We start from the raw sequence: 20219 nt of genomic DNA, 5'->3' as shown, positions 1-20219 counted from the left end.
TTTGAAAGCGGAATGAAAAAAGTAGGAGGGATTTCCTCCTACTTTTTTATGCTGTCCCCATTTGATTTTGATCCGCAACATCTGAATCGAATGTATTCGTTGCACTGACACCGTTAAACGTGTTAACAACAAAACCAACATTTGATGCTCCTGAACCGTTATACGCCTTTGTATTTTCTTTAGGAGAGACATTATAGAAGTCACCTAAGTTAAAAGAGCCATTACTATTTTGAACAACGAGGTTCCCGACGACAGAGGGCATGTTATTCACCTACCTAAGCACTTTTCTTTAACTTTACTATATGATTTATTCGTTGAAAGGTTCATCTGTAATATATTGGCGGATTTGATGAATGCGTGAATTGTTAAATCCGTAGTCAACTGATCCAATTTGAAAGCATGCGGAATTTAATAAGGTACGAACTGTAACATCACCTACTTCAATAAAGGGACATTCATTTATAATATTCATTTTGACATCCGTTGACCGGGTAGGGATTGTGATTTCATCGTCTGTAAAGATTTTAAAAGCTTCTAATTTTCCTTCATCTTTTAAATAGTAAGGAAATTCACGTTGTACAACAAGAGCTCGGCTTTTTAATTCCATCTGATTTGCATCGCCAATTTGAAAAGTTCCAGAATTCCCTAAAGAGATAATATTTGTCCGATGAACAACTGAAATGTGTTGAAACATGAAGAGACCTCCTTAACTTGGAGTAGTAGGCACATCCGTTACGAGAGGTACAAATGGACCTTCAGTAAGGGATTCGAAAGGTGTATCGAGAATAGAAGAGAGAATTAAAAGGTTCGCATCACCAATTAAAAAAAGGGCAGATGAAGAAACTCCGTTCATTTTGATCTGCCCAACCTTTAGTTCACAATTGACAACAGTAAAGTTCATGCGTATTTACTCCTTTCGGAAATTGCTAGGAATGTGTTGAATAAAAGAAAGGAATGCTTTATCGATATCTCGTTTCATAGCTTGAATAATTACACTCTTCATATACTCTGGATTTGATGTAATGTCCTCATATGGCTGTACTTGTGATAAGTAATAAGGAAGGCGATGTTCCATTTGTTTTTTTATATCGCCAATCATCATTTGTCGGTACATATCATCAAGTGGTGTTCGCTCTTCATGTTCAAAATGAAGAATTCTGCTATAGGCTTCTTCATCCAAATAGCGATGCATTTCTTGAATAATATCTTGATAAAAATCGGGGTTTGTTTGTGTTTCTGGATTTACTTTTAATGTTTCGGTATCTACTTGAAAGTCTTCAATTTGTTGATCTGTCGTAGCGAATGGGTTTAAGCCGATATTTAATGTGCCATTTAAGTTTTCCACTTTTAGTTGATCGAATTTATATTCTACTTTTCCTATAGAAGAGGAGGGACGGCTTTTTAGTTCATCAAGCTCTTCTGTTAATGTCCGTACTTGCGCCTCTAATGCACAGATTGCTTCTTGCTGCTTTTGAAGAACTTGTTGAAATTGTTGTAGATAAATGTATATATCTTGATTCACTATGTGAAACCTCCTTTTCAATAGGGAGGGTGTATACTTGCTCTATATATTTATGATAAAAGTGGCTTAAGAAGAACTTATTATGGTTTAATAGAAATAATTTGTCCTTTGGCTGTTAAGGGGCGAAGTGGTTCTGTAAATCCACCGGTATTGGAAAATTTAGATAAGGATTTAATGCTACCGGCAGTCCCAATTTGAAAAACGGAAGATGTTGTAATACTGTCAATTTTGATATTGTTAATGATAATACTTTGCTGTACATAAAAGTTCACTCATCATTCCCCTCCTTTAAGTTGATCCAATGATAGCTTGATCGATGACGTCAGTATCATTGACTGTCGTCGTATTTTGATAATTGTATACCGAAACGTTTTCACCTACATTAAAAGAACCAGCTCCTGCAAAAGCACGAGAGTAACTAATCGGCCTAATTGCAAATACATCTCCAATATGAAAAACCCCACTTGATCCAATATTAACGATATGAATATGTCCAACCATTGCTGGCATAGCAAACACCTTTCATAAATGAAATTTTTAATGCTGTTAAAGGAACGATAAATATTCTTTTCTATTATTGTATGGGCGTTTTTACTAAAATGTGTATTTTTTAAAATAAAAGACACACACTTCATTGTGTGTGTTCATCTATTGTATAAGTTTGGACGAAATCTCCTTGCAAAAGCCAAACAACATTCAAGAGCCTGTCCAGTTCTTGGCTACAATTCACTGTTTTTTGAGAAGTTATTCCATAGCGTTCAGCAAAATACATCATTTTTTCACGTTTTTTTTCAATCGCTTGCTCAAACATAGAATCGGCTCCATCTCTTTAAAATTTTTAAGTATATATGTAGTACATATTATACAAAAATTCCATAAAAAAGAAATGCATTCGATAAAAAAAGTAAAAATTCTACATTTTATTCCAAAATAGTATTTTGTGTTGTAAAAAATAAAGAATTTTGTAAAAATTAAAATGGATTGGCAGGTTTTTTTTGATGGAATACGAATACAATTACAGTGTATGAGTTTTAGGATGGAGAGTGGAAAACGTGCGATTTGTGACGGTGAAGAAGGAAGAGAAAGTATTTGTTGGTATTGTGGATGAGCACGAAGAAAAGGTGCTGCATTTGAGAGAGGCACAAAGGCAAAAAGGCGAAAAGATTACCGTTCCTATTACAATGTTAGAGTGTATCGAGCAAGGAAGTGCCTTTATTGAAAAGGCAAAAGAAATTGTAAACTGGGCAAAAGAGAATGAAACAACAGCATATTATCCTCTACAAGACATTAAAATATTAGCACCTATTCCAAGGCCAAGAAAGAATATTCTTTGCGTCGGAAAAAACTATCGTGACCATGCGATAGAGATGGGCGGGGAGGAATCCGTTCCGAAAGATATCATGATTTTTACAAAGGCTCCAACGACGGTTATTGGAAATGGGGAGAAAATTCACAGTCATCCGCATGCAACGAATGAACTAGATTATGAAGGCGAACTCGCAATTGTAATTGGAAAACGTGGAAAACAAATTACGAAAGAGAAGGCGCTTGAATATGTTTTCGGCTATACAATTGTAAATGACGTAACGGCTCGAGATATTCAAAGAAAACATAAACAATTTTTCTTAGGAAAAAGTTTTGATACATTTTGTCCAATGGGTCCATATTTAGTTCATAAGGCGGGAATTGAAAATCCCAACGAATTAAACATTGAAACAAAAGTGAATGGGGAAGTTCGTCAAAATTCAAATACTGCAAATATGATATTTACAATAGAAGATATTATTTCGATCGTAAGTAAAGGGATGACGTTAGAGCCTGGGGACATAATTGCGACTGGAACACCAGCTGGAGTTGGAAAAGGATTTACTCCGCCAAAGTTTTTACATGCTGGTGATGAGGTAATAATTACGGTACAACGTATTGGAACACTTCAAAGCGAAGTTAAATAGTAGTTTCTCCATTTGGCTCATCCCTATATTATTTGCATTTCATAATGCTGAGGAATATTATTTCTTTCCTGAAATGAAATATTTACAACCGATTCCTATGGAAGAGAATGCGGGACAAAAACAATATTTTTTCATTGCGTTATGTATATTGACAACTATTGTTTTTCTACTTGTATGTATTCATATTATATTAAAAAAGAAAGTCACACTGTATATATTACTTGTTACACAGGCGATGATTTTTATGAATGGGTGGTTTCATGTAGGCGGGGCGATTGTAACAGAAAGATACGTTCCAGGATTGGTAACAGCATTGGTACTGATTATACCTTTTTCATTATTTTGGTTTCGGGAAGGGATAAGAAGTGATTGGTGGAAATTGAAACATGTGATTGCTTCCTGCGTAGTAGGTGTATTGCTTCTATTTCCGGTTATTGCCGGTATATTGCTCTTTACAAAAATGATTGTTTCATAACAAACAAGCTGCCTCGTAAAAGGCAGCTTGTTTACATTAAGATAATACCGCTTTAATCTTTTGGAACGCCCACTCTAAATCTTCTTCAGAGATTACAAGAGGTGGAGCAATGCGGATTACATTCTCATGTGTTTCTTTACATAATAAACCTGATTCTTTTAATTTTTCACAGTATGGACGAGCAGGCTCGTTCAATTCGATTCCGATAAATAATCCTCTGCCGCGGATTTCTGTAATCATCGGATTATCAATTTCTTTTAATTGTCCTACTAATTTTTCTCCTAATTGAAGAGAACGCTCTGTTAATTTCTCGTCTAGTAATACATCAAGAGCTGCGATCGAAACAGCACATGCAAGTGGATTACCACCGAATGTAGAACCGTGAGAACCTGGCTCGAATACGCCTAAAATGTCGCTGTTTGCAGCAACGCAAGAGATTGGGAATACACCGCCGCCAAGTGCTTTACCAAGTATGTACATGTCAGGAATTACGTTATCCCAATCACATGCAAATAATTTACCAGTACGGCCTAAACCAGTTTGGATTTCATCAGCTACAAATAATACATTTTCTTCTTTACAGATATCATATGCTTGTTTTAAGAACCCAGCTGGTGGAATGTTAATGCCAGCTTCACCTTGAATTGGCTCTAAAATAAATGCAGCTGTATTAGGCGTAATTGCAGCTTTTAACGCTTCTAAATCACCGTAAGGAATTACAACAATGCCAGGAAGCATTGGGCCAAAGCCGCGCTTGTATTCTTCATTAGAGGACATAGAAACAGCACCCATGGTACGACCGTGGAAGTTATCTTCACAAACGATAATTTCAGCTCTGTTTGCTTCAACCTTTTTCACATCATATGCCCAGCGGCGTGCTGTTTTGATTGCGGTTTCAACAGCTTCCGCACCTGTATTCATTGGAAGTACCATATCTTTATGTGTTAGTTTCGCTACTTTTTCGTACCAAGGACCTAATTGATCACTATGGAAAGCACGGGAAGTTAACGTAACACGATTAGCTTGTTCGATTAACGCATTAATAATTTTTGGATGGCGATGCCCTTGATTTACCGCAGAGTATGCACTAAGTAAGTCCATATAGCGATTTCCTTCAGGATCTTCTACCCAAACACCTTCCGCTTTAGAAATAACGATTGGAAGTGGATGATAGTTATTTGCACCGTATGTATCTGTTAGTTCGATAATATCTTTTGTTTGAATCATGATTGTTCCCCCTTTTGTTATTACAAGAAGTTTGTAAATACTCTAAATATTATATCATTTAAATTGGAAAAAGCGAAACATTTCCTGAAAAGAAATGGTCGTGGTATCATATAAAGTGAAAAAGTGTGGAAAGAGGAGGTTGGGATACAATGGTACATATGCATATTACAGCATGGGCGTTAGGATTAATTTTATTCTTCGTGGCGTATTCTCTTTATTCAGCAGGAAGAAAAGGTAAAGGTGTACATATGGGGCTTCGCCTAATGTATATTATCATTATTGTGACAGGTTTCATGTTGTATCAAGGTATTATGAAGACAGCGACAGGTAGCATGCACATGTGGTATGGCTTAAAAATGGTAGCTGGCATTTTAGTTATCGGTGGAATGGAAATGATTCTTGTGAAAATGAGCAAAAGCAAGAAAACAGGGGCAGTTTGGGGACTATTTATTATCGCGCTTGTAGCGGTATTTTACCTTGGACTGAAATTACCGATTGGCTGGAAAGTATTTTAATAAAGTGAAACTTTAATCAGTGGTTTTTTTTTCATCCCCCACTGATTATTAGTTGAACCAATCGGGCTTTTACGGGCAGTTTATCTCCCACCTACCTTCTTTGCTTTCGCCGAGTTTTGAGGTGGGAGTATTACTGCCCGTTAATGCGGGATAAAAAAATGAAACCACCTTATACCCTCAAGTATTTGAGATTATAAGGTGGTTTTTATCATTTTAATCGAGAAGATCCTCTCCTCTAACCGAAGTGAAGGTGGGGGTAGTTCAATATATTTATATCGATTCTATATGTAGCTCTTCGCCATTTGTTTTTATAAACTGAAATACATTTTTATTACAAGTAGAAAAACGAACATAATGATGTTGCAACGAGCACACCATTTCCTCGTTATCAAATAATAGAAGATTTACCCCTTCACAAGGCTGATCTTTCGGTTGAAACGATAAGAAATTATGACAATAGATACAGTCATATAAAGAATAATTGAATGACTGTAATGTTTCTGCAAATAATGAAAATGTAGAATCAGGTAGTTCTTCTAACCATTCATGATAACTAAGCAGTAATTTTTTGCGAATTCGTATCAATTCGCCATTTTGCAGCGGATGATGTTCATCTGCAATTTGTAATATATCTTGTTCGTAGAATCTTGCTGGTAGCCAATTGTTGTTATATAAAACTTCAAATCCATCTTCAATAATATCATCAAGCAAAAATGCTTCATCATTTTCATCATCAAAGAATATCCACTCATTGTTTATATATTCCACATTCCCAATTGTATGAGCACGTGGTTGATTATACAAAATATGTTTGCGTTGTTTCATTCGTGATTTCTCCTTTTATCAAAGTACTTATTCTTGTTATGGACAGTTCAGTCGTTCTTTATAACTATGGAACCCATAAAGAAAGTTGGGCATAGAATAAGAACATGCTTCATACAGTGAATTTTTTATTCAGGCGGAGAAATTTCGTCTGAATCTTTAGCCCTCACCAATTAGGCATTTACGTGTAGTTGTTTCATCTCGGCCTTTTTGGTTCTATTTGGGTTTTGAACGGAGTAAAGTTATACGGATATAGGATAGGAAGGATGATTTATATGTGCGGGATTACAGGTTGGATTGATTATAAGCGGTCGTTAGAAGGTGAAAGAGGGACGGTTACGAAGATGGCGGAAACACTTGCGAAGAGGGGACCAGATGATACGAATGTCTGGGTAAAAAGGCATGTTGCTTTCGGGCATAAACGGTTAATTGTAGTTGACCCTGAGGGCGGAAAACAGCCGATGACATGTAGGTGTATGAAAGAAGAAGAGAATTACACAATTTGCTATAATGGGGAGCTTTACAATACAGAAGATATTCGTAAAGAATTGCTGAGAAGAGGTTATACGTTTAAAGGGCATTCTGATACAGAAGTGTTATTAGCATCTTATATAGAGTGGAAAGAAGAATGTGTCGACCATTTAAATGGGATATATGCTTTTGCAGTTTGGGATGAGAAAAAAGAACAAGTGTTTATTGCACGGGATCGATTAGGTGTTAAACCATTATTTTACAAATATGATAATGGAAGATTATTGTTTGCCTCAGAATTAAAAGCAATTTTAGCTCATCCGGATGTCAAGACAGAAGTTACGACAGAAGGACTATCAGAAGTATTTGGATTAGGGCCGTCTCGAACGCCTGGGCATGGTATTTATGGGGGAATGCAAGAACTTCGTCCGGGGCACGCTCTTACATTTTCAAAAGATGGATTATGTATATGGAGATATTGGAATGTTGAAAGTAAAAAACATGAACATTCATTTGAAGAAACAGTAGAACAAGTGCAGTTTCTACTCAAGGATGCGATTACAAGACAATTGGTTTCAGATGTGCCGCTATGTACATTTTTGTCAGGCGGGGTAGATTCAAGTGCCATTACTGCATTTGCAGCAAAGGCATATGAAAGAGAAGGGAAAGGAAAGCTGCATACGTATTCGATTGATTATGAAGATAATGAAAAATATTTTAAAGCGAATGCATTTCAGCCAAATTCAGATGCGCCGTTTATTGATTTAATGACAGAAACATTTGGTACGATTCATCACCGCTGTGTGATTTCCAATGAACAGTTAGCAGCGTATTTAACAGAAGCGGTACTCGTGCGTGATTTACCTGGTATGGCAGATATCGATTCTTCATTATTATGGTTTTGCCGAGAAATTAAACAGGATTTTGTTGTTGGTTTGTCGGGCGAATGTGCCGATGAAATCTTTGGCGGTTATCCGTGGTTTTACAGGGAAGATGATTTACAATCAAGCGCATTTCCATGGATGCGTTCTACAGAGGCGCGCGAGCAACTTTTGAAGAAAGAATGGCGTAATAAATTAAACTTAAGGGAATATGTACAGCAGCGCTACGAAGAATCGATACAGGAAGTACCAATTTTAGAAGGAGAAAGTGCAATTGAAGCAAAAAGGCGGCAACTGTTTTATTTGAATATGGTTTGGTTTATGACAACATTATTAGACAGAAAAGATCGGATGAGTATGGGGGCGAGTCTAGAAGTCCGTGTTCCATTTGCAGATCATCGCCTTGTCGAATATGCGTGGAATATTCCTTGGGAAATGAAAATGTATAAAAATCGCGAAAAAGGTCTATTGCGTAAGGCGTTAGAAGGGGTTTTGCCAAACGATATATTATATCGAAAGAAAAGCCCGTATCCGAAAACACATAATCCGCATTATACAAAAGCGGTAACTGTGTGGTTGAAGGATTTACTAACGGATAAAAACTCCATTTTGCATGAGTTATTTGATAAACAGCAATTACAAGGATTGATACAATCAGGAGGAAGTGCATTTCAAACGCCATGGTTTGGCCAGTTAATGACGGGACCACAACTATTGGCACATTTAGCTCAAATTCACGTTTGGTTTAAGGAGTATGGAGTGAATATTAAAGAATAGGGAAAAGCGGCTTACAATTTGTGAGCCGCTTTTTGCGATTATACAGAGTTCCATCTTTGTCGCTATTAGTCGGTTGGTTGATATCTTTAAAAAACGCTGATAAAATTTCATTCACCAATTTACACTAACACCCTAGAAAATCGGCTTACAGAGACTGTAAGCCGATTTTGCTATTTTACTTGAATATAAACATATTTATTATATTTCCCATCTTCCGTCGTTGCAGTTAAAACAACACGCCCTGGTTTCAATGCTTTTACATAAGTTGCACCATTTTGATTTTCAAGTGCAACGATACTAGAGTCACTACTTTTCCATGTTATGTTTCTATTTGATGCATTTTCAGGAAGAACGGAAGCAGATACAGGTTTGGAATCTCCTTGTTTAAGTTGGAAAGATCGTTCGGCCACTGTGATTCCTGTAACAGGCACATGATTTGGTGTAACAGTTACTTTACATGTTGCTACATATTCACCAGTAGCAGTTGTTACAGTGATTGTTGTCATACCAGCCTTTTCAGCAGTGATAATTGCCTTGTCATCCGTTGCTTTTATTGTTGCGGTAGTTGGATCATCACTTTTCCAAGTTAATTTTTTATTTGTAACATTAGGATTAATCTTTGCAGTGATTTCAAACGATTCTCCCTCTTTTAAGGAATGTTCGGACTTGCTAAGCTTTAGGCTAGTCGGGAATGTTTCTAATACGTTCTTAGGTGTTTTTGCATCCCAGGTTGCTGGTTTGTTTGAGCGTAGTGCTTGCGTTACAATCGCTGCTGTATCCATATTTGTCATTGGAGCAGTAATGGTTGTTTTTGCTGGAATGCCAGGACCGTTAGCCGCCCAGAAAATTGTCTTTTCTTCAGGAGATTCTCCTCCGTGACCATAACCTTTCCCGCCGTGATCGGTTGTCATAATAATAAGGCTATCTTCTAGTAAAGCAGCGTCACGAATTGCATCCAATACAATACCTACATTTTTATCTGTTTTTTCAATTTGTTTCATATATGCTGGGCTGCTGTAACCTTGAGAATGACCAGCACCATCAATATCATCAAAGTGAATGAATGTGACTTCCGTATCTTTTCCGTCCGTTTTAATATAATTTGCGATTTTTGGTGCTAACTGATCATCTCGAACAGACTCCAAGTGAGCACCTACGGATTGTTCGATAATCCCTATATTAATTGGACTCCATGCAGAGAATGAAGCTGTTTTTGCATATGGTCGTTCTTGTTTTAGTACTTTCATAAATGATGGATAAGGTGAGTTTTCAGGATACGCTTGGGACCCTGCGGTTGTATTATTGATATTTGTTTTATCAGGTGTTACACCATGTAAGATTCCGCCCCAGTTTTGAGCGCTAATTGTTGGCGAAAGAGCTTTAGCGTTATAAGTACTTGCGCCGCTTTCGATAAAATTTTTAATGTTAGGAGCATTTGCATCTTTGACAGCAATACCAGCTCCATCTAATCCGATAATAAAGACATGTTTGTACGGATAATTTGTAGATTGTTTTAGTCGTTCCTCAAGAGAAAGTATGTCATTCTCGTCAATTTTTCCGTCTCCATTTAAATCAGCGTGCTTGACTTCATTCCAGTTTTCACTATTTTCATCAGATCCGATGTATTGTTTTACAAAGTTTACATCACTTTGTTCGAGCAAACCATCCCGCGTTACATCTAAAGAATTTGTAACAGTTAGTTCTGCGTTCGCGACTTTTTCTCCATCTTTAGAAATAGCTTGAATGGTTGTTTTTCCTATGTTTTTCCCCATTACTTTTACTTTTCCATCTATCGTTTCAACGTCTGCGATGTCTTTATTACTGCTTGTCCAAGTTACATTTTTATTTGTAGCATCTGACGGTTTGATGTCGGCTTTTACATATGTGAAACCATCAACGTTTAAATGCACAGTTGGTTGGTCAATTGCAATATCAGTAACAGAGATAGGAGGAGCAGATTGGTACATCTTTTGAACATCTTCAGCCGTTACTGCTTTTTTTAGAATCGATACTTCATCTAATGCCGCGTTAAAATTGTTGCCAAATAAAGTTCCTTTGCCATCTACACCGATTTTTGTTGTGTAATTCGTATCGATTGTGCCTTTCATTTTACTAATATCAATTTGTTTTTCTAACTTTCCATCTTTATAAATCACTGCATATCCATTACGGTCATGAGAAATTACGATATGATGCCAAGCGTTGTTAGCAACATTTGGAATAGAGGCATCAAGACGGGAGCTACCGGATGTTTTGAAATTCCAAAGGAGAGCTTTATCTTTTAAACCGATAAACCAGCCTAAATTCCCACCGCTTTGCCAATCTTTATTTGAAATAATAGCAGGATCAGCGTTTACGCCTGAAGATTTCACCCAAAAGGATACTGTGAAATTTGTGTTTTCTCCAAACTTTAATTGTGGTGTATCCCCTAAGTCGATATATGAAGCATTTTTCTGTGACGTTGATTTGAAATTGAGAGCTTTATTTACACGTCCATCTGTAAAAGAAGGGCTTCCATTTTTATATGAAATACTATGATTGGAAGCAGAACTATCATTTAGATTTCCTTCGAATGATAGTTTCAGAATTTCCTCAGAAAGGTGTTCTTGCTGCGCTTGCATTGCTTGATTAGGTGCTTCTGCTAAAACGTTAAATGGAATTGTAGTGGATAGGATTGTACTCATTGTAAGGGTAGAAATCAGTGCTGCTTTTTTAATAAAAGGCTGTTTCATTATAATTCCTCCTCATATGCTTGTTAGAATTCAACGGTTATCCGTTTGCTTTTCTAAGTTACATAGTAAAGTGCAAATTTTGAGGAATCATAACTAGAATATTGAGAGTTTTTTAAGAGGATGTGAAGTTCCACAGTTATTGAGAATATAAAATTGACCTGCTATTTGCGGAGAACAACCTTCAATGATTAAATTATTGATTTATCCCGCATTAACGGGCTGTAATACTCCCACCTCAAAACTTAAGAAAATGCGAAGAAGTTTAGGTGGGAGATAAACAGCCCGTAAAAGCCCGATTGGTTCAACTAACAATCAGTGGGGGATGGAGAAAACCCCCACTGATTGAAGTTTCACTTTATTTGAACAATTTGTGAAATGGTAGATTGCAAGAATGTTGGCTCTGTGTCTATCTTTTATAACGAATAATGTAACACGAAAGTATTTTTTGTTTCCTTTGATTAAAAAATATTACATTAATGTTACAGAAATATGTTGATTATATTAAAACATCGTAATATAATTCTGTTTGTGGAAATAAAAACTAAAATTATTCATTATTTGGGGGATATGGAAAATGAAGAAAACTATTTTGCCAGTTTTAATGTCTGCAATGTTTGTAGTTCCTGCAGTATCTCATGCAGAAGAAAATGTAGTTTCTCAAAATAATACGTATAAAGTTGAGCAAGCTCAAGAAAAGAGTGGTTGGGTTCGAGATAAAGGGGATTGGTATTACTATAATGAAGATGGAACTATGGCTAAATATATGAAAAATATCCAAGGGAATACATATTACTTTAATGAAGATGGCGCTATGCAGATAGGATGGAAGAAACTTCAAGGTTCCTTTGGCGGAAAATGGTATTACTTTAACGAAGATGGAGCTATGGCTAAGGGCTGGAAAAAAATCAATGGCTCTTGGTATTACTTTGAAGAAAATGGTGCCATGGCCGACAGTCGCAAAACTATAGGAGGAAAAACGTACGCTTTTAATGAAGATGGAGCTATGATTACAGGGTGGTTAGAAATTAAAAGAGGTCCTTATACAGGAGAATGGTATTACTACAATGAAGATGGCTCTATGGCGATAGGTTGGGCGAAAGTAAATGGAGCATGGTATTACTTAAATGCGAATGGCACAATGAAAAGCTCAGTAAATGGGTGGAACGAAGGGTGGTTAGATGAAGGAGGAAAGCAATACTTCTTTGATGACAGTGGTGCTATGCGGACAGGGAAATTAGCTGAAGGTGGTACTATTTGGTACTTTAATGAAGATGGATCCATGGTAACAGGATGGAAACAACTAGACGGTGAATGGTATTACTTTGATGATGAAACTGGTGCAAATGAGCAAGGTTGGTTTAGTCATAATGGAAAGTGGTATTACTTTTCTGATGTGATGCAAACAGGTTGGGTGCAAGATGAGGGTACATGGTATTACATGAATGAAGACGGAACGATGAAAACAGGTTGGTTACAAAAAGATAGAAAATGGTATTATTTACAATCTAGCGGTGCAATGGCAAAAGGTAAACATTTCATTGAAGGAAAATGGTATACATTTAATAATAGTGGCGCTATGATGTAATGAAAGTTTTTTAATATGAAAGAAGACACTTGTTAGAGTGTCTTCTTTTTTCTATGAATCTATAGGAATAAAATCATAAATTTTTTTATAGAAAAGAAACTTGCCTGAGGATAAATAGAGTTAATGAACCAAGCCCTCATTTAGCAAACACATGATTCCCGATTACTGCCATAGTTTGGCGCGTTGTAATCCATTTGTCAGTAGAAGTTTTTGGGTTATAGAAATAAAGCCAATCAGAATTACTTCCTTTCGTAGAGATTGCTTCCTCTACTGCCATTCTTGCTTCATGGGTTGCCGGTTGATTAATCCTTCCATCTGTAACTGGAGTAAAGGCATAGCCATATTTAATAGGTTCATAAATTACATCGGTAATTGTATTTGGAAATTCTGTTGAATTAACGCGATTTAATATAACTTTTGCCACTGCAACTTTCCCAGCGTAAGGCTCTCCTCCAGCCTCGGCAGTAACCAAACGAGCCATTAAGTCCATTTCTTGTTCTGAAATGCCTGTTGTAATAATTAAGTGTTGACCTACATAAATTCGGTCACCGTTTGTATGGTTGGCTTGTTTAATTGCTTGTATGGATACATTGTATCGTTTTGCGATAGCTCCTAATGTATCTCCCCGTTGAACTTGATAAACAGCTTGAGCTGAATGATTGGAAGCTGCTACATCTTTTTGCGGTGTAGATTCGCTTGATGAAGGCGAGACTGGAATGGTTAGCTGTTCTCCAATATAAATTCGATTATTCGCCTTATGATTCGTTTGTTTCATTGCCTGAACTGAAACTCCATAGTGGATGCTGAGATCCCAGAGAGTGTCATTCTTTTTAACAGTATGAATCGTTGCGGCATCGGCCACTCCTTGATTAGATACGAGTGTAATTGTTGCAGCGGATATAGGCAGCAAATGTTTCATCTTATGTAACTTCATTTGAAAAAAACCTCCTGAAAATCGTTGAGATATATTCGTTTTGAATATAAATTCATAAATTAGTATAATTATTTCTAATTTATGGTTAAGTCATTTATATACTAACAAATTGAAAGAGTATCGTCATTAATTGTATATCAATATTTAAACGATATACTTGAAGTCGAATATTGCAATGGAATTATATACCACTAATTATCTTTATACATCTTCCATTCATTTTATTTTGATTTTATAATATTAAACTTAGTAAGTCTTACACCATGAGATATCGTATCTGCGCCTAAGGGAAGATGCGATATATGCGGAAACTTGGTGTCTCTATTCATCAATCCGCTGCTTTGACGATTGGTCGTCTTGTATAAGGGCGCTACCGGACTTTTATATTGTTGTATTCTTTTGTTGAACGAGAGGAACTGTTTTTATTAGATCATAAATAGTAGAATCCTTCACCTCAAGATTATGTAGAGGTGGGATCAACTGTCCGTAAAAGCTCGATTGGTGAGGGTTAATAATTAGTGAAGGGGGAGGAAAACCCCCACTGATTAAAGTTTCACTTTATGTTAAAATCAAATAGAAATGGTGCGATAAGGGGATAGTGAAACGCACATCAAAGTATAAATAGCAAACTTGGAAAAGTTGAATAAATCAATTCTTGATAGTTAGTAGGATGTTGAAAGGTAAAAAAATTTTTCGGAAGAAAGGAGGCATTTTAACATGGCAATTTCAGAAAAAAATTTAAGGGTTTGCGATAAAGGACACAAATATTATAAAAGTAGCGATTGTCCAATTTGTCCGACTTGTGAGCAAGAACGCAAACCTGATCATGGATTTCTTTCCTTACTATCAGCACCGGAAAGACGAGCGTTGGAACACAATGGAATCACTTCTTTGCAACAACTATCAACATATAGTGAGAAGGAGATTTTGCAATTTCATGGTATGGGACCAGCATCTTTACCTAAACTGAGAACTGCTTTGCAGGAGAGTGGGTTATCATTCAAAAATTAAATATCAAGAACGATTATACTTACGGAAATGTATGATAGTGAAATAAGACATATGAGTAAAACGCCTGGATTTAGTTAAATCCAGGCGTTTTTGTATGAGTAGTATGCACCGATAGCACTCCTATATCATATTCGTTTTATATAGATCGAAGTAAACCAGAATATGACGAAAGATATTAAATAAATTATCAAATGAAATTCAAAATCATATTATAAACAATACTTATTTATAATTATTATTTTGACGTACTCATTATCAATTGTTATACTGGAAACAAATGTTTTTGAAAAAGATTCTCATTTCCGATATTGAGGTGAATATAGATGAATAAGAAGAAAATAGGTTTACTTGTGATGGCGTATGGGACCCCGGAGTCATTAGAAGATGTGGAAGCATATTATACGCATATACGTCACGGGCGAAAGCCATCTCAAGAAGCGCTTGATGATTTGGTGAGGCGCTATAAAGCGATTGGTGGTATTTCACCGCTAGCGAAGATTACAAAGGAGCAAGCCAACAAATTAACGGTTGAACTGAATAGACGTTTTTCAGAATATGAATTTGTTAGTTATTTAGGTTTGAAGCATGTTGCACCTTTTATTGAAGATGCAGTAGAAGAAATGAAACAAGACGGTATTGAGGAAGCAATTAGTATTGTGTTAGCACCGCATTATTCAACGTTTAGTATTAAAGCGTACAACGAGCGCGCTCGGAAAATTTCTGAAAGTATAAATGGTCCAGCTATAGAACCAATTGAACAGTGGTACGACGAACCGAAATTTATTGCTTATTGGGCAAACGAAGTGAAAGAAACATTTACTAGAATTTCAGATAGGGAGAAAGCTGTTGTCATTTTTTCAGCGCATAGTTTACCAGAAAAAATTATTGTGGCGGGAGACCCATATGTGAAGCAACTGCAGCATACAGCAGATTTAATTGCTGAAGCAGCAGGTACCCAGCATTATACAATTGGCTGGCAAAGTGCAGGTAATACACCAGAGCCATGGATTGAGCCAGATGTGCAAGATATAACGAAAGATTTATATGAAAAGCATGGTTATGAATCCTTTGTGTATTGTCCAGTCGGTTTTGTGGCGGAACATTTAGAAGTGTTATATGACAATGATTATGAATGTAAAGTGGTAACAGATGAATTAGGTGCATCCTATTTCAGACCAGCTATGCCAAATGCGCAAGATTCATTTATTGATTGCTTAGTAGAAATTGTTTCCAAAAAAGCGAATGAAATAATTGACAAAAAAGTAATTTTAAATAATAATTAATTTATAATAATTTTAAACAAGTAATTATTATTATAAAATAATAGGAGGTTCCCCCTGATGAATCCAAATAATCGCTTAACAACAAACCAAGGTGCTCCAGTAGGGGACAACCAAAATTCTCGTACAGCTGGTCGCCGTGGGCCGGTATTATTAGAGGATTATCATTTAGTAGAAAAGCTTGCTCATTTTGATCGTGAACGTATTCCTGAGCGTGTCGTACATGCGCGTGGTGCGGGTGCTCACGGTGTTTTCGTAACGAAAAATAGTATGAAGCAATATACAAAAGCAGCATTTTTACAAAACGCGGGAACAGAAACACCTGTATTCGTTCGTTTCTCAACGGTTATTCATGGGCAAGGCTCTCCAGAAACAGCTCGTGATCCACGCGGATTCGCTGTGAAGTTTTATACAGAAGAAGGAAACTATGATATTGTTGGTAACCATTTACCTGTTTTCTTCATTCGTGATGCAATTAAATTCCCCGACATGGTGCATTCTTTAAAACCAGCACCAGATACAAATATTCAAACGCCAGATCGTTACTGGGACTTCATGACATTGTCTCCAGAGTCTACACATATGATGACGTGGGTATTCTCTGATTATGGAACTCCAGCAAACTACCGCCAAATGGAAGGTTTCGGAGTGCATTCATTTAAATGGATTAATGCAGAAGGAAAAATTGTTTATATTAAATATCATTGGAAACCACAACAAGGTGTTCGTAACTTAAGTGCAAAAGAAGTAGAACAAGTACAAGGAAAAGACTTCAACCATGCAACTCGTGATTTATTTGATGCGATTGAAAAAGGGAATTATCCAAAATGGGATCTTCACGTACAAGTGATGCAACTGGATGAAATGGATTCTTTAGACTTCGATCCATTAGATCCAACGAAAGTATGGTCAGAAGATCACTTCCCATTAATGGAAGTCGGAACAATGACACTGAATCGTAATCCGCAAAACTTCTTTGCAGAAGTAGAACAAGTGGCGTTTACTCCGAGTGCAACTGTACCTGGCATTGAACCGTCTGAAGATAAATTATTACAAGGACGCTTATTCTCTTACCCAGATACACAGCGTTACCGTCTTGGGGCGAATTATTTACAAATTCCAGTAAACTGCCCGTATGCAGCTGTTCGCAATCAACAACGCGATGGTGCAATGCAAATGAATCAACAACCATCAACGATTAACTACGAACCAAGTCGTCATGCGGAAAACCCAGTTGAAGATCCAGCATACCGTGATTCAACTATGAAGCTTGAAGGCTATGTATCTCGTGAAAAAATCGATAAACCAAACGACTTCAAGCAAGCGGGTGAGCGTTACCGTTCATTCTCTAAAGAAGAACAAGACAACTTAATCGCAAACTTAACAAACGACTTAAAAGATGTGCATGAGCAAACAAAATTACTTGCAATTTGCAACTTCTTCCGTGCGGATCAGGAGTACGGTATGCGTTTAGCGAAAGCATTAAATGTTGATATTTCGGCGTATGTAGGAAAACCTGCGAAGTAATAACATTCTTCATTCTCAAGTGGAACAAAAAAATATAAAACATACTTTTTAGGCGGGAGAGAGGATCTGACGGGCATAGAAGCGGTCAGATTCTTTTTCTGTTCTATGCCAAGTTAAAATAAAGTGAGAAAACGAGAGTAGCTCATCTTGTAGCGGTGATTCATATAGGTATGTCTACGAATATAATGAATAAAAACGACAACTGATTTTCAGGCGCTTTGTATTTTAAAATATCTATAAGAGCTTTATTTCTTTTTTATACTTTTTACTTTCTTGATTTTAATTGGAATATTGATTGGAAAGGTAATTATATACATTAATGTAAAAAACACATAGGCATCCCTGCGAAGGAATATAATGCAAGGAATACTTTTGCAGAGGAGAGAAGAGATGCCTGAGAATAGGAACAATCAATTAACCACTGAGCAAATGATTAGTATGATTAGAAATGGTCTTGGAAACTCGCAATCTCCTAAACATATTATTGTTGTTGGTGCGGGAATGGCTGGACTTGTTGCGGCCTCCTTATTAAAAGGAACGGGGCATACAGTCACAATTCTTGAAGCGAATGATAGGATAGGGGGACGTGTTCATACTTTGCGCTCTCCCTTTAGTAATGGTTTATACTTCAACGCAGGACCGATGCGAATTCCTAATACACATTCTTTAACCTTAGAGTATATTAAAAAGTTCAGGTTGCCGATAAATTTATTTATTAATCGAACTCCACTGGATATTATTTACGCAAATGGTGTTCAAACACGTCTCAACATGTTTGAACGTAATCCAAGTATTTTGAAATATCCAGTTTTTCCTAATGAAAGAGGGAAAACAGCTGAGGAACTGTTGCTTTTTGTCATACAACCTATTCTCGATTTTATTAAACAAGACCCGGAGAAAAATTGGCCTCTTCTGGAAAAGCGATATAGAAAATATTCGTTAGGTTTTATCTTAAACTCCTATTTTTCAGATGGTGCAATTGACATGATTGGTGTACTTCTTGATATGGAAGCATACATGGGGATGTCCTTTATTGAAGTTTTAAGGGAAGCCATATTTTTCACATCAACAACTCATTTTTATGAGATAACGGGCGGCATGGATCAATTACCTCGGGCATTTCTACCGCAATTAAAAGAAAATATACTATTCCATCAAAAAATGACAAAAATCGTTCAGGAAAAAAACAGTGTAACCATCCATTCTATTCATCAACAAACCTCAGAGTATTCCGCAATAACTGGTGATCTTGCCATAATAACGATCCCTTTTTCAGCTTTGCGATTTGTGAAAGTCGAACCGTATGATTCTTTTTCTTATAATAAGCGAAAAGCAATTCGCGAAGTCAACTATATGGCCTCAACAAAAATCGCAATCGAGTTTAAAAGCAGGTTTTGGGAAAGGAAAGGTCAATATGGTGGTAAATCTATAACGGAACTACCGATTCGGTTTACCTACTATCCAAGCTATGGGATTGGTACAAGAGGGAATGCGGTGATTTTGGCAAGTTATACATGGGCAGATGAAGCTTTAACGTGGGACAGCTTATCTGAAAAAGAGCGAATTCGATACGCCTTGATGGATTTAGCAGAAATTTACGGAAATCAAGTTTACTTTGAATTCGTATCAGGTGCTTCCTTTAGTTGGGGGAAAAACCCTTATTCTTGTGGAGCTTTCACGGCTTTCGAACCGGGACAGGAATTAGAATTATACCCGTATATCCCTACATCTGAAGGAAAAGTGCATTTTGCTGGTGAACATACGACGCTTACCCATGGGTGGATGCAAGGAGCAATTGAATCAGGAATACGGGTTGCGTATGAAGTAAATAACTTGCCGAACGTACCATAACTTGGATCATCGGTAGTTGAAAAAGTTTTTGTAAGTGGTAAAGAAATAAGTGCAAAAACCTAAAGAGGTGAATAAATGGGGAAGAAGGTTCTATTCTTTGGTGACATAGGAATTGATGATGCTGTAGCACTTATATTTACATATTTAGCCGACGAAATTGGAAAAACAGATTTAGTGAACCCTTTGCTAGACTATTATTATGATTTTTACAAGAAACGGGTGCCAAATATTCAAGGAAGTCCAGTTCATGACATTCTGCCATTAATGGGAATTATGTATGATGATATGTTTGCCTATTATGAACCCGAAATTTTAATCGCTGAAAATGGTACAGCCCGTGGGCAAAGTATCGGAGATTTTCGAAACTTCTTTACTACTGAAAATTTAGGTGGCCGTCCAAGGCAGCGTGTTGTTTTAAATTTTGACTATAATAAGTTTTTTAAAGAATTTATGACTATAATGAAATGACAAAAGAACAATTTTAAAATAAAAACTAAACATAATACGGATGTGGTGCAAGGTAGCTATTTTTATATTGCTAATACAGTTTTACCGTATGAAAACAAAAACAATTCTTTCATATGAAAGAATTGAAGTTTTCATGTTTTGGCAGGCTGCAGTGAGATAAGCCTACATTTGGACAGACTTCAGCCCCCG

At 36.6% G+C, this 20219-nt stretch carries 21 protein-coding genes; 10 read left to right on the top strand and 11 right to left on the bottom strand.

Annotated elements, in window-relative coordinates; genetic code table 11:
• Positions 1-46: 46 nt before the first annotated feature.
• From gerPF to LOK41_RS17110, 7 genes are all read right to left on the bottom strand, one after another.
• Positions 47-262 carry a spore germination protein GerPF gene (gene gerPF / locus LOK41_RS17140; protein ID WP_241817554.1) on the bottom strand — a complete coding sequence of 72 codons (216 nt, stop codon included), beginning with the start codon at positions 260-262 and terminating at the stop codon, positions 47-49.
• A gap of 45 nt (positions 263-307) precedes the next feature.
• Entirely contained in the window at positions 308-694 is a 387-nt protein-coding gene (locus tag LOK41_RS17135; protein ID WP_241817553.1) for a spore germination protein GerPE, read from the bottom strand.
• A 12-nt stretch (positions 695-706) separates the two neighbouring features.
• Positions 707-901: a spore gernimation protein GerPD gene (locus LOK41_RS17130; protein WP_174102859.1), complete on the bottom strand. Its 195-nt coding sequence runs from the start codon at positions 899-901 to the stop codon at positions 707-709.
• Positions 902-907: 6 nt separating this feature from the next.
• Positions 908-1522: a spore germination protein GerPC gene (gene gerPC / locus LOK41_RS17125; protein ID WP_241817552.1), complete on the bottom strand. Its 615-nt coding sequence runs from the start codon at positions 1520-1522 to the stop codon at positions 908-910.
• Between the two features lie 80 nt (positions 1523-1602).
• Positions 1603-1794: a spore germination protein GerPB gene (locus LOK41_RS17120; RefSeq protein ID WP_241817551.1), complete on the bottom strand. Its 192-nt coding sequence runs from the start codon at positions 1792-1794 to the stop codon at positions 1603-1605.
• 16 nt (positions 1795-1810) lie between these two features.
• Positions 1811-2032, bottom strand: a complete 222-nt coding sequence (locus LOK41_RS17115; RefSeq protein WP_207996342.1) for a spore germination protein — start codon at positions 2030-2032, stop codon at positions 1811-1813.
• A 121-nt stretch (positions 2033-2153) separates the two neighbouring features.
• The gene (locus LOK41_RS17110; protein ID WP_174102855.1) at positions 2154-2333 is read right to left on the bottom strand and encodes an aspartyl-phosphate phosphatase Spo0E family protein; all 180 of its coding nucleotides are present in this window, start codon (positions 2331-2333) and stop codon (positions 2154-2156) included.
• Positions 2334-2574: 241 nt separating this feature from the next.
• Here LOK41_RS17110 and LOK41_RS17105 point away from each other — a divergent pair, with 241 nt between their 5' ends.
• Entirely contained in the window at positions 2575-3474 is a 900-nt protein-coding gene (locus LOK41_RS17105; RefSeq protein WP_241817550.1) for a fumarylacetoacetate hydrolase family protein, read from the top strand.
• Entirely contained in the window at positions 3446-3949 is a 504-nt protein-coding gene (locus LOK41_RS17100; protein ID WP_277818659.1) for an HXXEE domain-containing protein, read from the top strand. Before LOK41_RS17105 ends, LOK41_RS17100 begins: the two co-directional genes overlap by 29 nt.
• 36 nt (positions 3950-3985) lie before the next feature.
• Here the strand turns inward: LOK41_RS17100 and rocD are convergent, their stop codons facing one another.
• Positions 3986-5176: an ornithine aminotransferase gene (rocD, locus tag LOK41_RS17095; protein ID WP_241817548.1), complete on the bottom strand. Its 1191-nt coding sequence runs from the start codon at positions 5174-5176 to the stop codon at positions 3986-3988.
• 149 nt (positions 5177-5325) lie between these two features.
• Between rocD and LOK41_RS17090 the strand changes: the two genes are divergently transcribed.
• Positions 5326-5691 carry a YisL family protein gene (locus tag LOK41_RS17090; RefSeq protein WP_174102852.1) on the top strand — a complete coding sequence of 122 codons (366 nt, stop codon included), beginning with the start codon at positions 5326-5328 and terminating at the stop codon, positions 5689-5691.
• A 270-nt stretch (positions 5692-5961) separates the two neighbouring features.
• Here the strand turns inward: LOK41_RS17090 and LOK41_RS17085 are convergent, their stop codons facing one another.
• Positions 5962-6516: a DUF2777 domain-containing protein gene (locus LOK41_RS17085; protein ID WP_241817547.1), complete on the bottom strand. Its 555-nt coding sequence runs from the start codon at positions 6514-6516 to the stop codon at positions 5962-5964.
• Between the two features lie 272 nt (positions 6517-6788).
• Between LOK41_RS17085 and asnB the strand changes: the two genes are divergently transcribed.
• Positions 6789-8642, top strand: a complete 1854-nt coding sequence (gene asnB, locus LOK41_RS17080; protein ID WP_241817546.1) for an asparagine synthase (glutamine-hydrolyzing) — start codon at positions 6789-6791, stop codon at positions 8640-8642.
• Positions 8643-8812: 170 nt separating this feature from the next.
• Here the strand turns inward: asnB and LOK41_RS17075 are convergent, their stop codons facing one another.
• Complete coding sequence (locus LOK41_RS17075) at positions 8813-11374, bottom strand: Ig-like domain-containing protein (protein WP_241817545.1); 2562 nt, start codon at positions 11372-11374, stop codon at positions 8813-8815.
• Positions 11375-11948: 574 nt separating this feature from the next.
• Between LOK41_RS17075 and LOK41_RS17070 the strand changes: the two genes are divergently transcribed.
• Positions 11949-12959, top strand: a complete 1011-nt coding sequence (locus LOK41_RS17070; RefSeq protein WP_241817544.1) for a glucan-binding protein — start codon at positions 11949-11951, stop codon at positions 12957-12959.
• 136 nt (positions 12960-13095) lie between these two features.
• Here LOK41_RS17070 and LOK41_RS17065 read toward each other — a convergent pair whose 3' ends face one another.
• The gene (locus LOK41_RS17065) at positions 13096-13893 is read right to left on the bottom strand and encodes a LysM peptidoglycan-binding domain-containing protein (RefSeq protein WP_241817543.1); all 798 of its coding nucleotides are present in this window, start codon (positions 13891-13893) and stop codon (positions 13096-13098) included.
• A 717-nt stretch (positions 13894-14610) separates the two neighbouring features.
• On the opposite strand from LOK41_RS17065, the gene LOK41_RS17060 reads away from it, so the two are divergent.
• From LOK41_RS17060 to LOK41_RS17040, 5 genes are all read left to right on the top strand, one after another.
• Entirely contained in the window at positions 14611-14904 is a 294-nt protein-coding gene (locus LOK41_RS17060) for an RNA polymerase alpha subunit C-terminal domain-containing protein (protein ID WP_241817542.1), read from the top strand.
• 323 nt (positions 14905-15227) lie between these two features.
• Positions 15228-16187 carry a ferrochelatase gene (hemH, locus tag LOK41_RS17055; protein WP_241817541.1) on the top strand — a complete coding sequence of 320 codons (960 nt, stop codon included), beginning with the start codon at positions 15228-15230 and terminating at the stop codon, positions 16185-16187.
• A 57-nt stretch (positions 16188-16244) separates the two neighbouring features.
• The gene (katB, locus tag LOK41_RS17050) at positions 16245-17711 is read left to right on the top strand and encodes a catalase KatB (protein WP_241817540.1); all 1467 of its coding nucleotides are present in this window, start codon (positions 16245-16247) and stop codon (positions 17709-17711) included.
• A 390-nt stretch (positions 17712-18101) separates the two neighbouring features.
• The gene (locus LOK41_RS17045; protein ID WP_241817539.1) at positions 18102-19562 is read left to right on the top strand and encodes a flavin monoamine oxidase family protein; all 1461 of its coding nucleotides are present in this window, start codon (positions 18102-18104) and stop codon (positions 19560-19562) included.
• A gap of 75 nt (positions 19563-19637) precedes the next feature.
• Positions 19638-20030: a nucleoside hydrolase gene (locus LOK41_RS17040; protein ID WP_241817538.1), complete on the top strand. Its 393-nt coding sequence runs from the start codon at positions 19638-19640 to the stop codon at positions 20028-20030.
• Positions 20031-20219 lie beyond the last annotated feature (189 nt).

Source organism: Bacillus sp. TL12 (assembly GCF_022625245.1).
Taxonomy (GTDB): Bacteria; Bacillota; Bacilli; order Bacillales; family Bacillaceae_G; genus Bacillus_A.
Note: the sequence above shows the minus strand (reverse complement) of the source record. Positions and strands in the feature narration are given on the sequence as shown.

Excerpts from the sequence above, each read along its gene's own strand:
- katB (WP_241817540.1), top strand. The coding sequence starts at position 16,245 with ATGAATCCAAATAATCGCTTAACAACAAACCAAGGTGCTCCAGTAGGG.
- LOK41_RS17090 (WP_174102852.1), top strand. The coding sequence starts at position 5,326 with ATGGTACATATGCATATTACAGCATGGGCGTTAGGATTAATTTTATTC.
- LOK41_RS17065 (WP_241817543.1), bottom strand. The coding sequence starts at position 13,893 with ATGAAGTTACATAAGATGAAACATTTGCTGCCTATATCCGCTGCAACA.
- LOK41_RS17070 (WP_241817544.1), top strand. The coding sequence starts at position 11,949 with ATGAAGAAAACTATTTTGCCAGTTTTAATGTCTGCAATGTTTGTAGTT.
- LOK41_RS17115 (WP_207996342.1), bottom strand. The coding sequence starts at position 2,032 with ATGCCAGCAATGGTTGGACATATTCATATCGTTAATATTGGATCAAGT.
- LOK41_RS17075 (WP_241817545.1), bottom strand. The coding sequence starts at position 11,374 with ATGAAACAGCCTTTTATTAAAAAAGCAGCACTGATTTCTACCCTTACA.
- rocD (WP_241817548.1), bottom strand. The coding sequence starts at position 5,176 with ATGATTCAAACAAAAGATATTATCGAACTAACAGATACATACGGTGCA.
- LOK41_RS17135 (WP_241817553.1), bottom strand. The coding sequence starts at position 694 with ATGTTTCAACACATTTCAGTTGTTCATCGGACAAATATTATCTCTTTA.
- hemH (WP_241817541.1), top strand. The coding sequence starts at position 15,228 with ATGAATAAGAAGAAAATAGGTTTACTTGTGATGGCGTATGGGACCCCG.
- LOK41_RS17060 (WP_241817542.1), top strand. The coding sequence starts at position 14,611 with ATGGCAATTTCAGAAAAAAATTTAAGGGTTTGCGATAAAGGACACAAA.
- LOK41_RS17040 (WP_241817538.1), top strand. The coding sequence starts at position 19,638 with ATGGGGAAGAAGGTTCTATTCTTTGGTGACATAGGAATTGATGATGCT.
- gerPF (WP_241817554.1), bottom strand. The coding sequence starts at position 262 with ATGCCCTCTGTCGTCGGGAACCTCGTTGTTCAAAATAGTAATGGCTCT.
- asnB (WP_241817546.1), top strand. The coding sequence starts at position 6,789 with ATGTGCGGGATTACAGGTTGGATTGATTATAAGCGGTCGTTAGAAGGT.
- LOK41_RS17110 (WP_174102855.1), bottom strand. The coding sequence starts at position 2,333 with ATGTTTGAGCAAGCGATTGAAAAAAAACGTGAAAAAATGATGTATTTT.
- LOK41_RS17130 (WP_174102859.1), bottom strand. The coding sequence starts at position 901 with ATGAACTTTACTGTTGTCAATTGTGAACTAAAGGTTGGGCAGATCAAA.
- LOK41_RS17045 (WP_241817539.1), top strand. The coding sequence starts at position 18,102 with ATGCCTGAGAATAGGAACAATCAATTAACCACTGAGCAAATGATTAGT.
- LOK41_RS17085 (WP_241817547.1), bottom strand. The coding sequence starts at position 6,516 with ATGAAACAACGCAAACATATTTTGTATAATCAACCACGTGCTCATACA.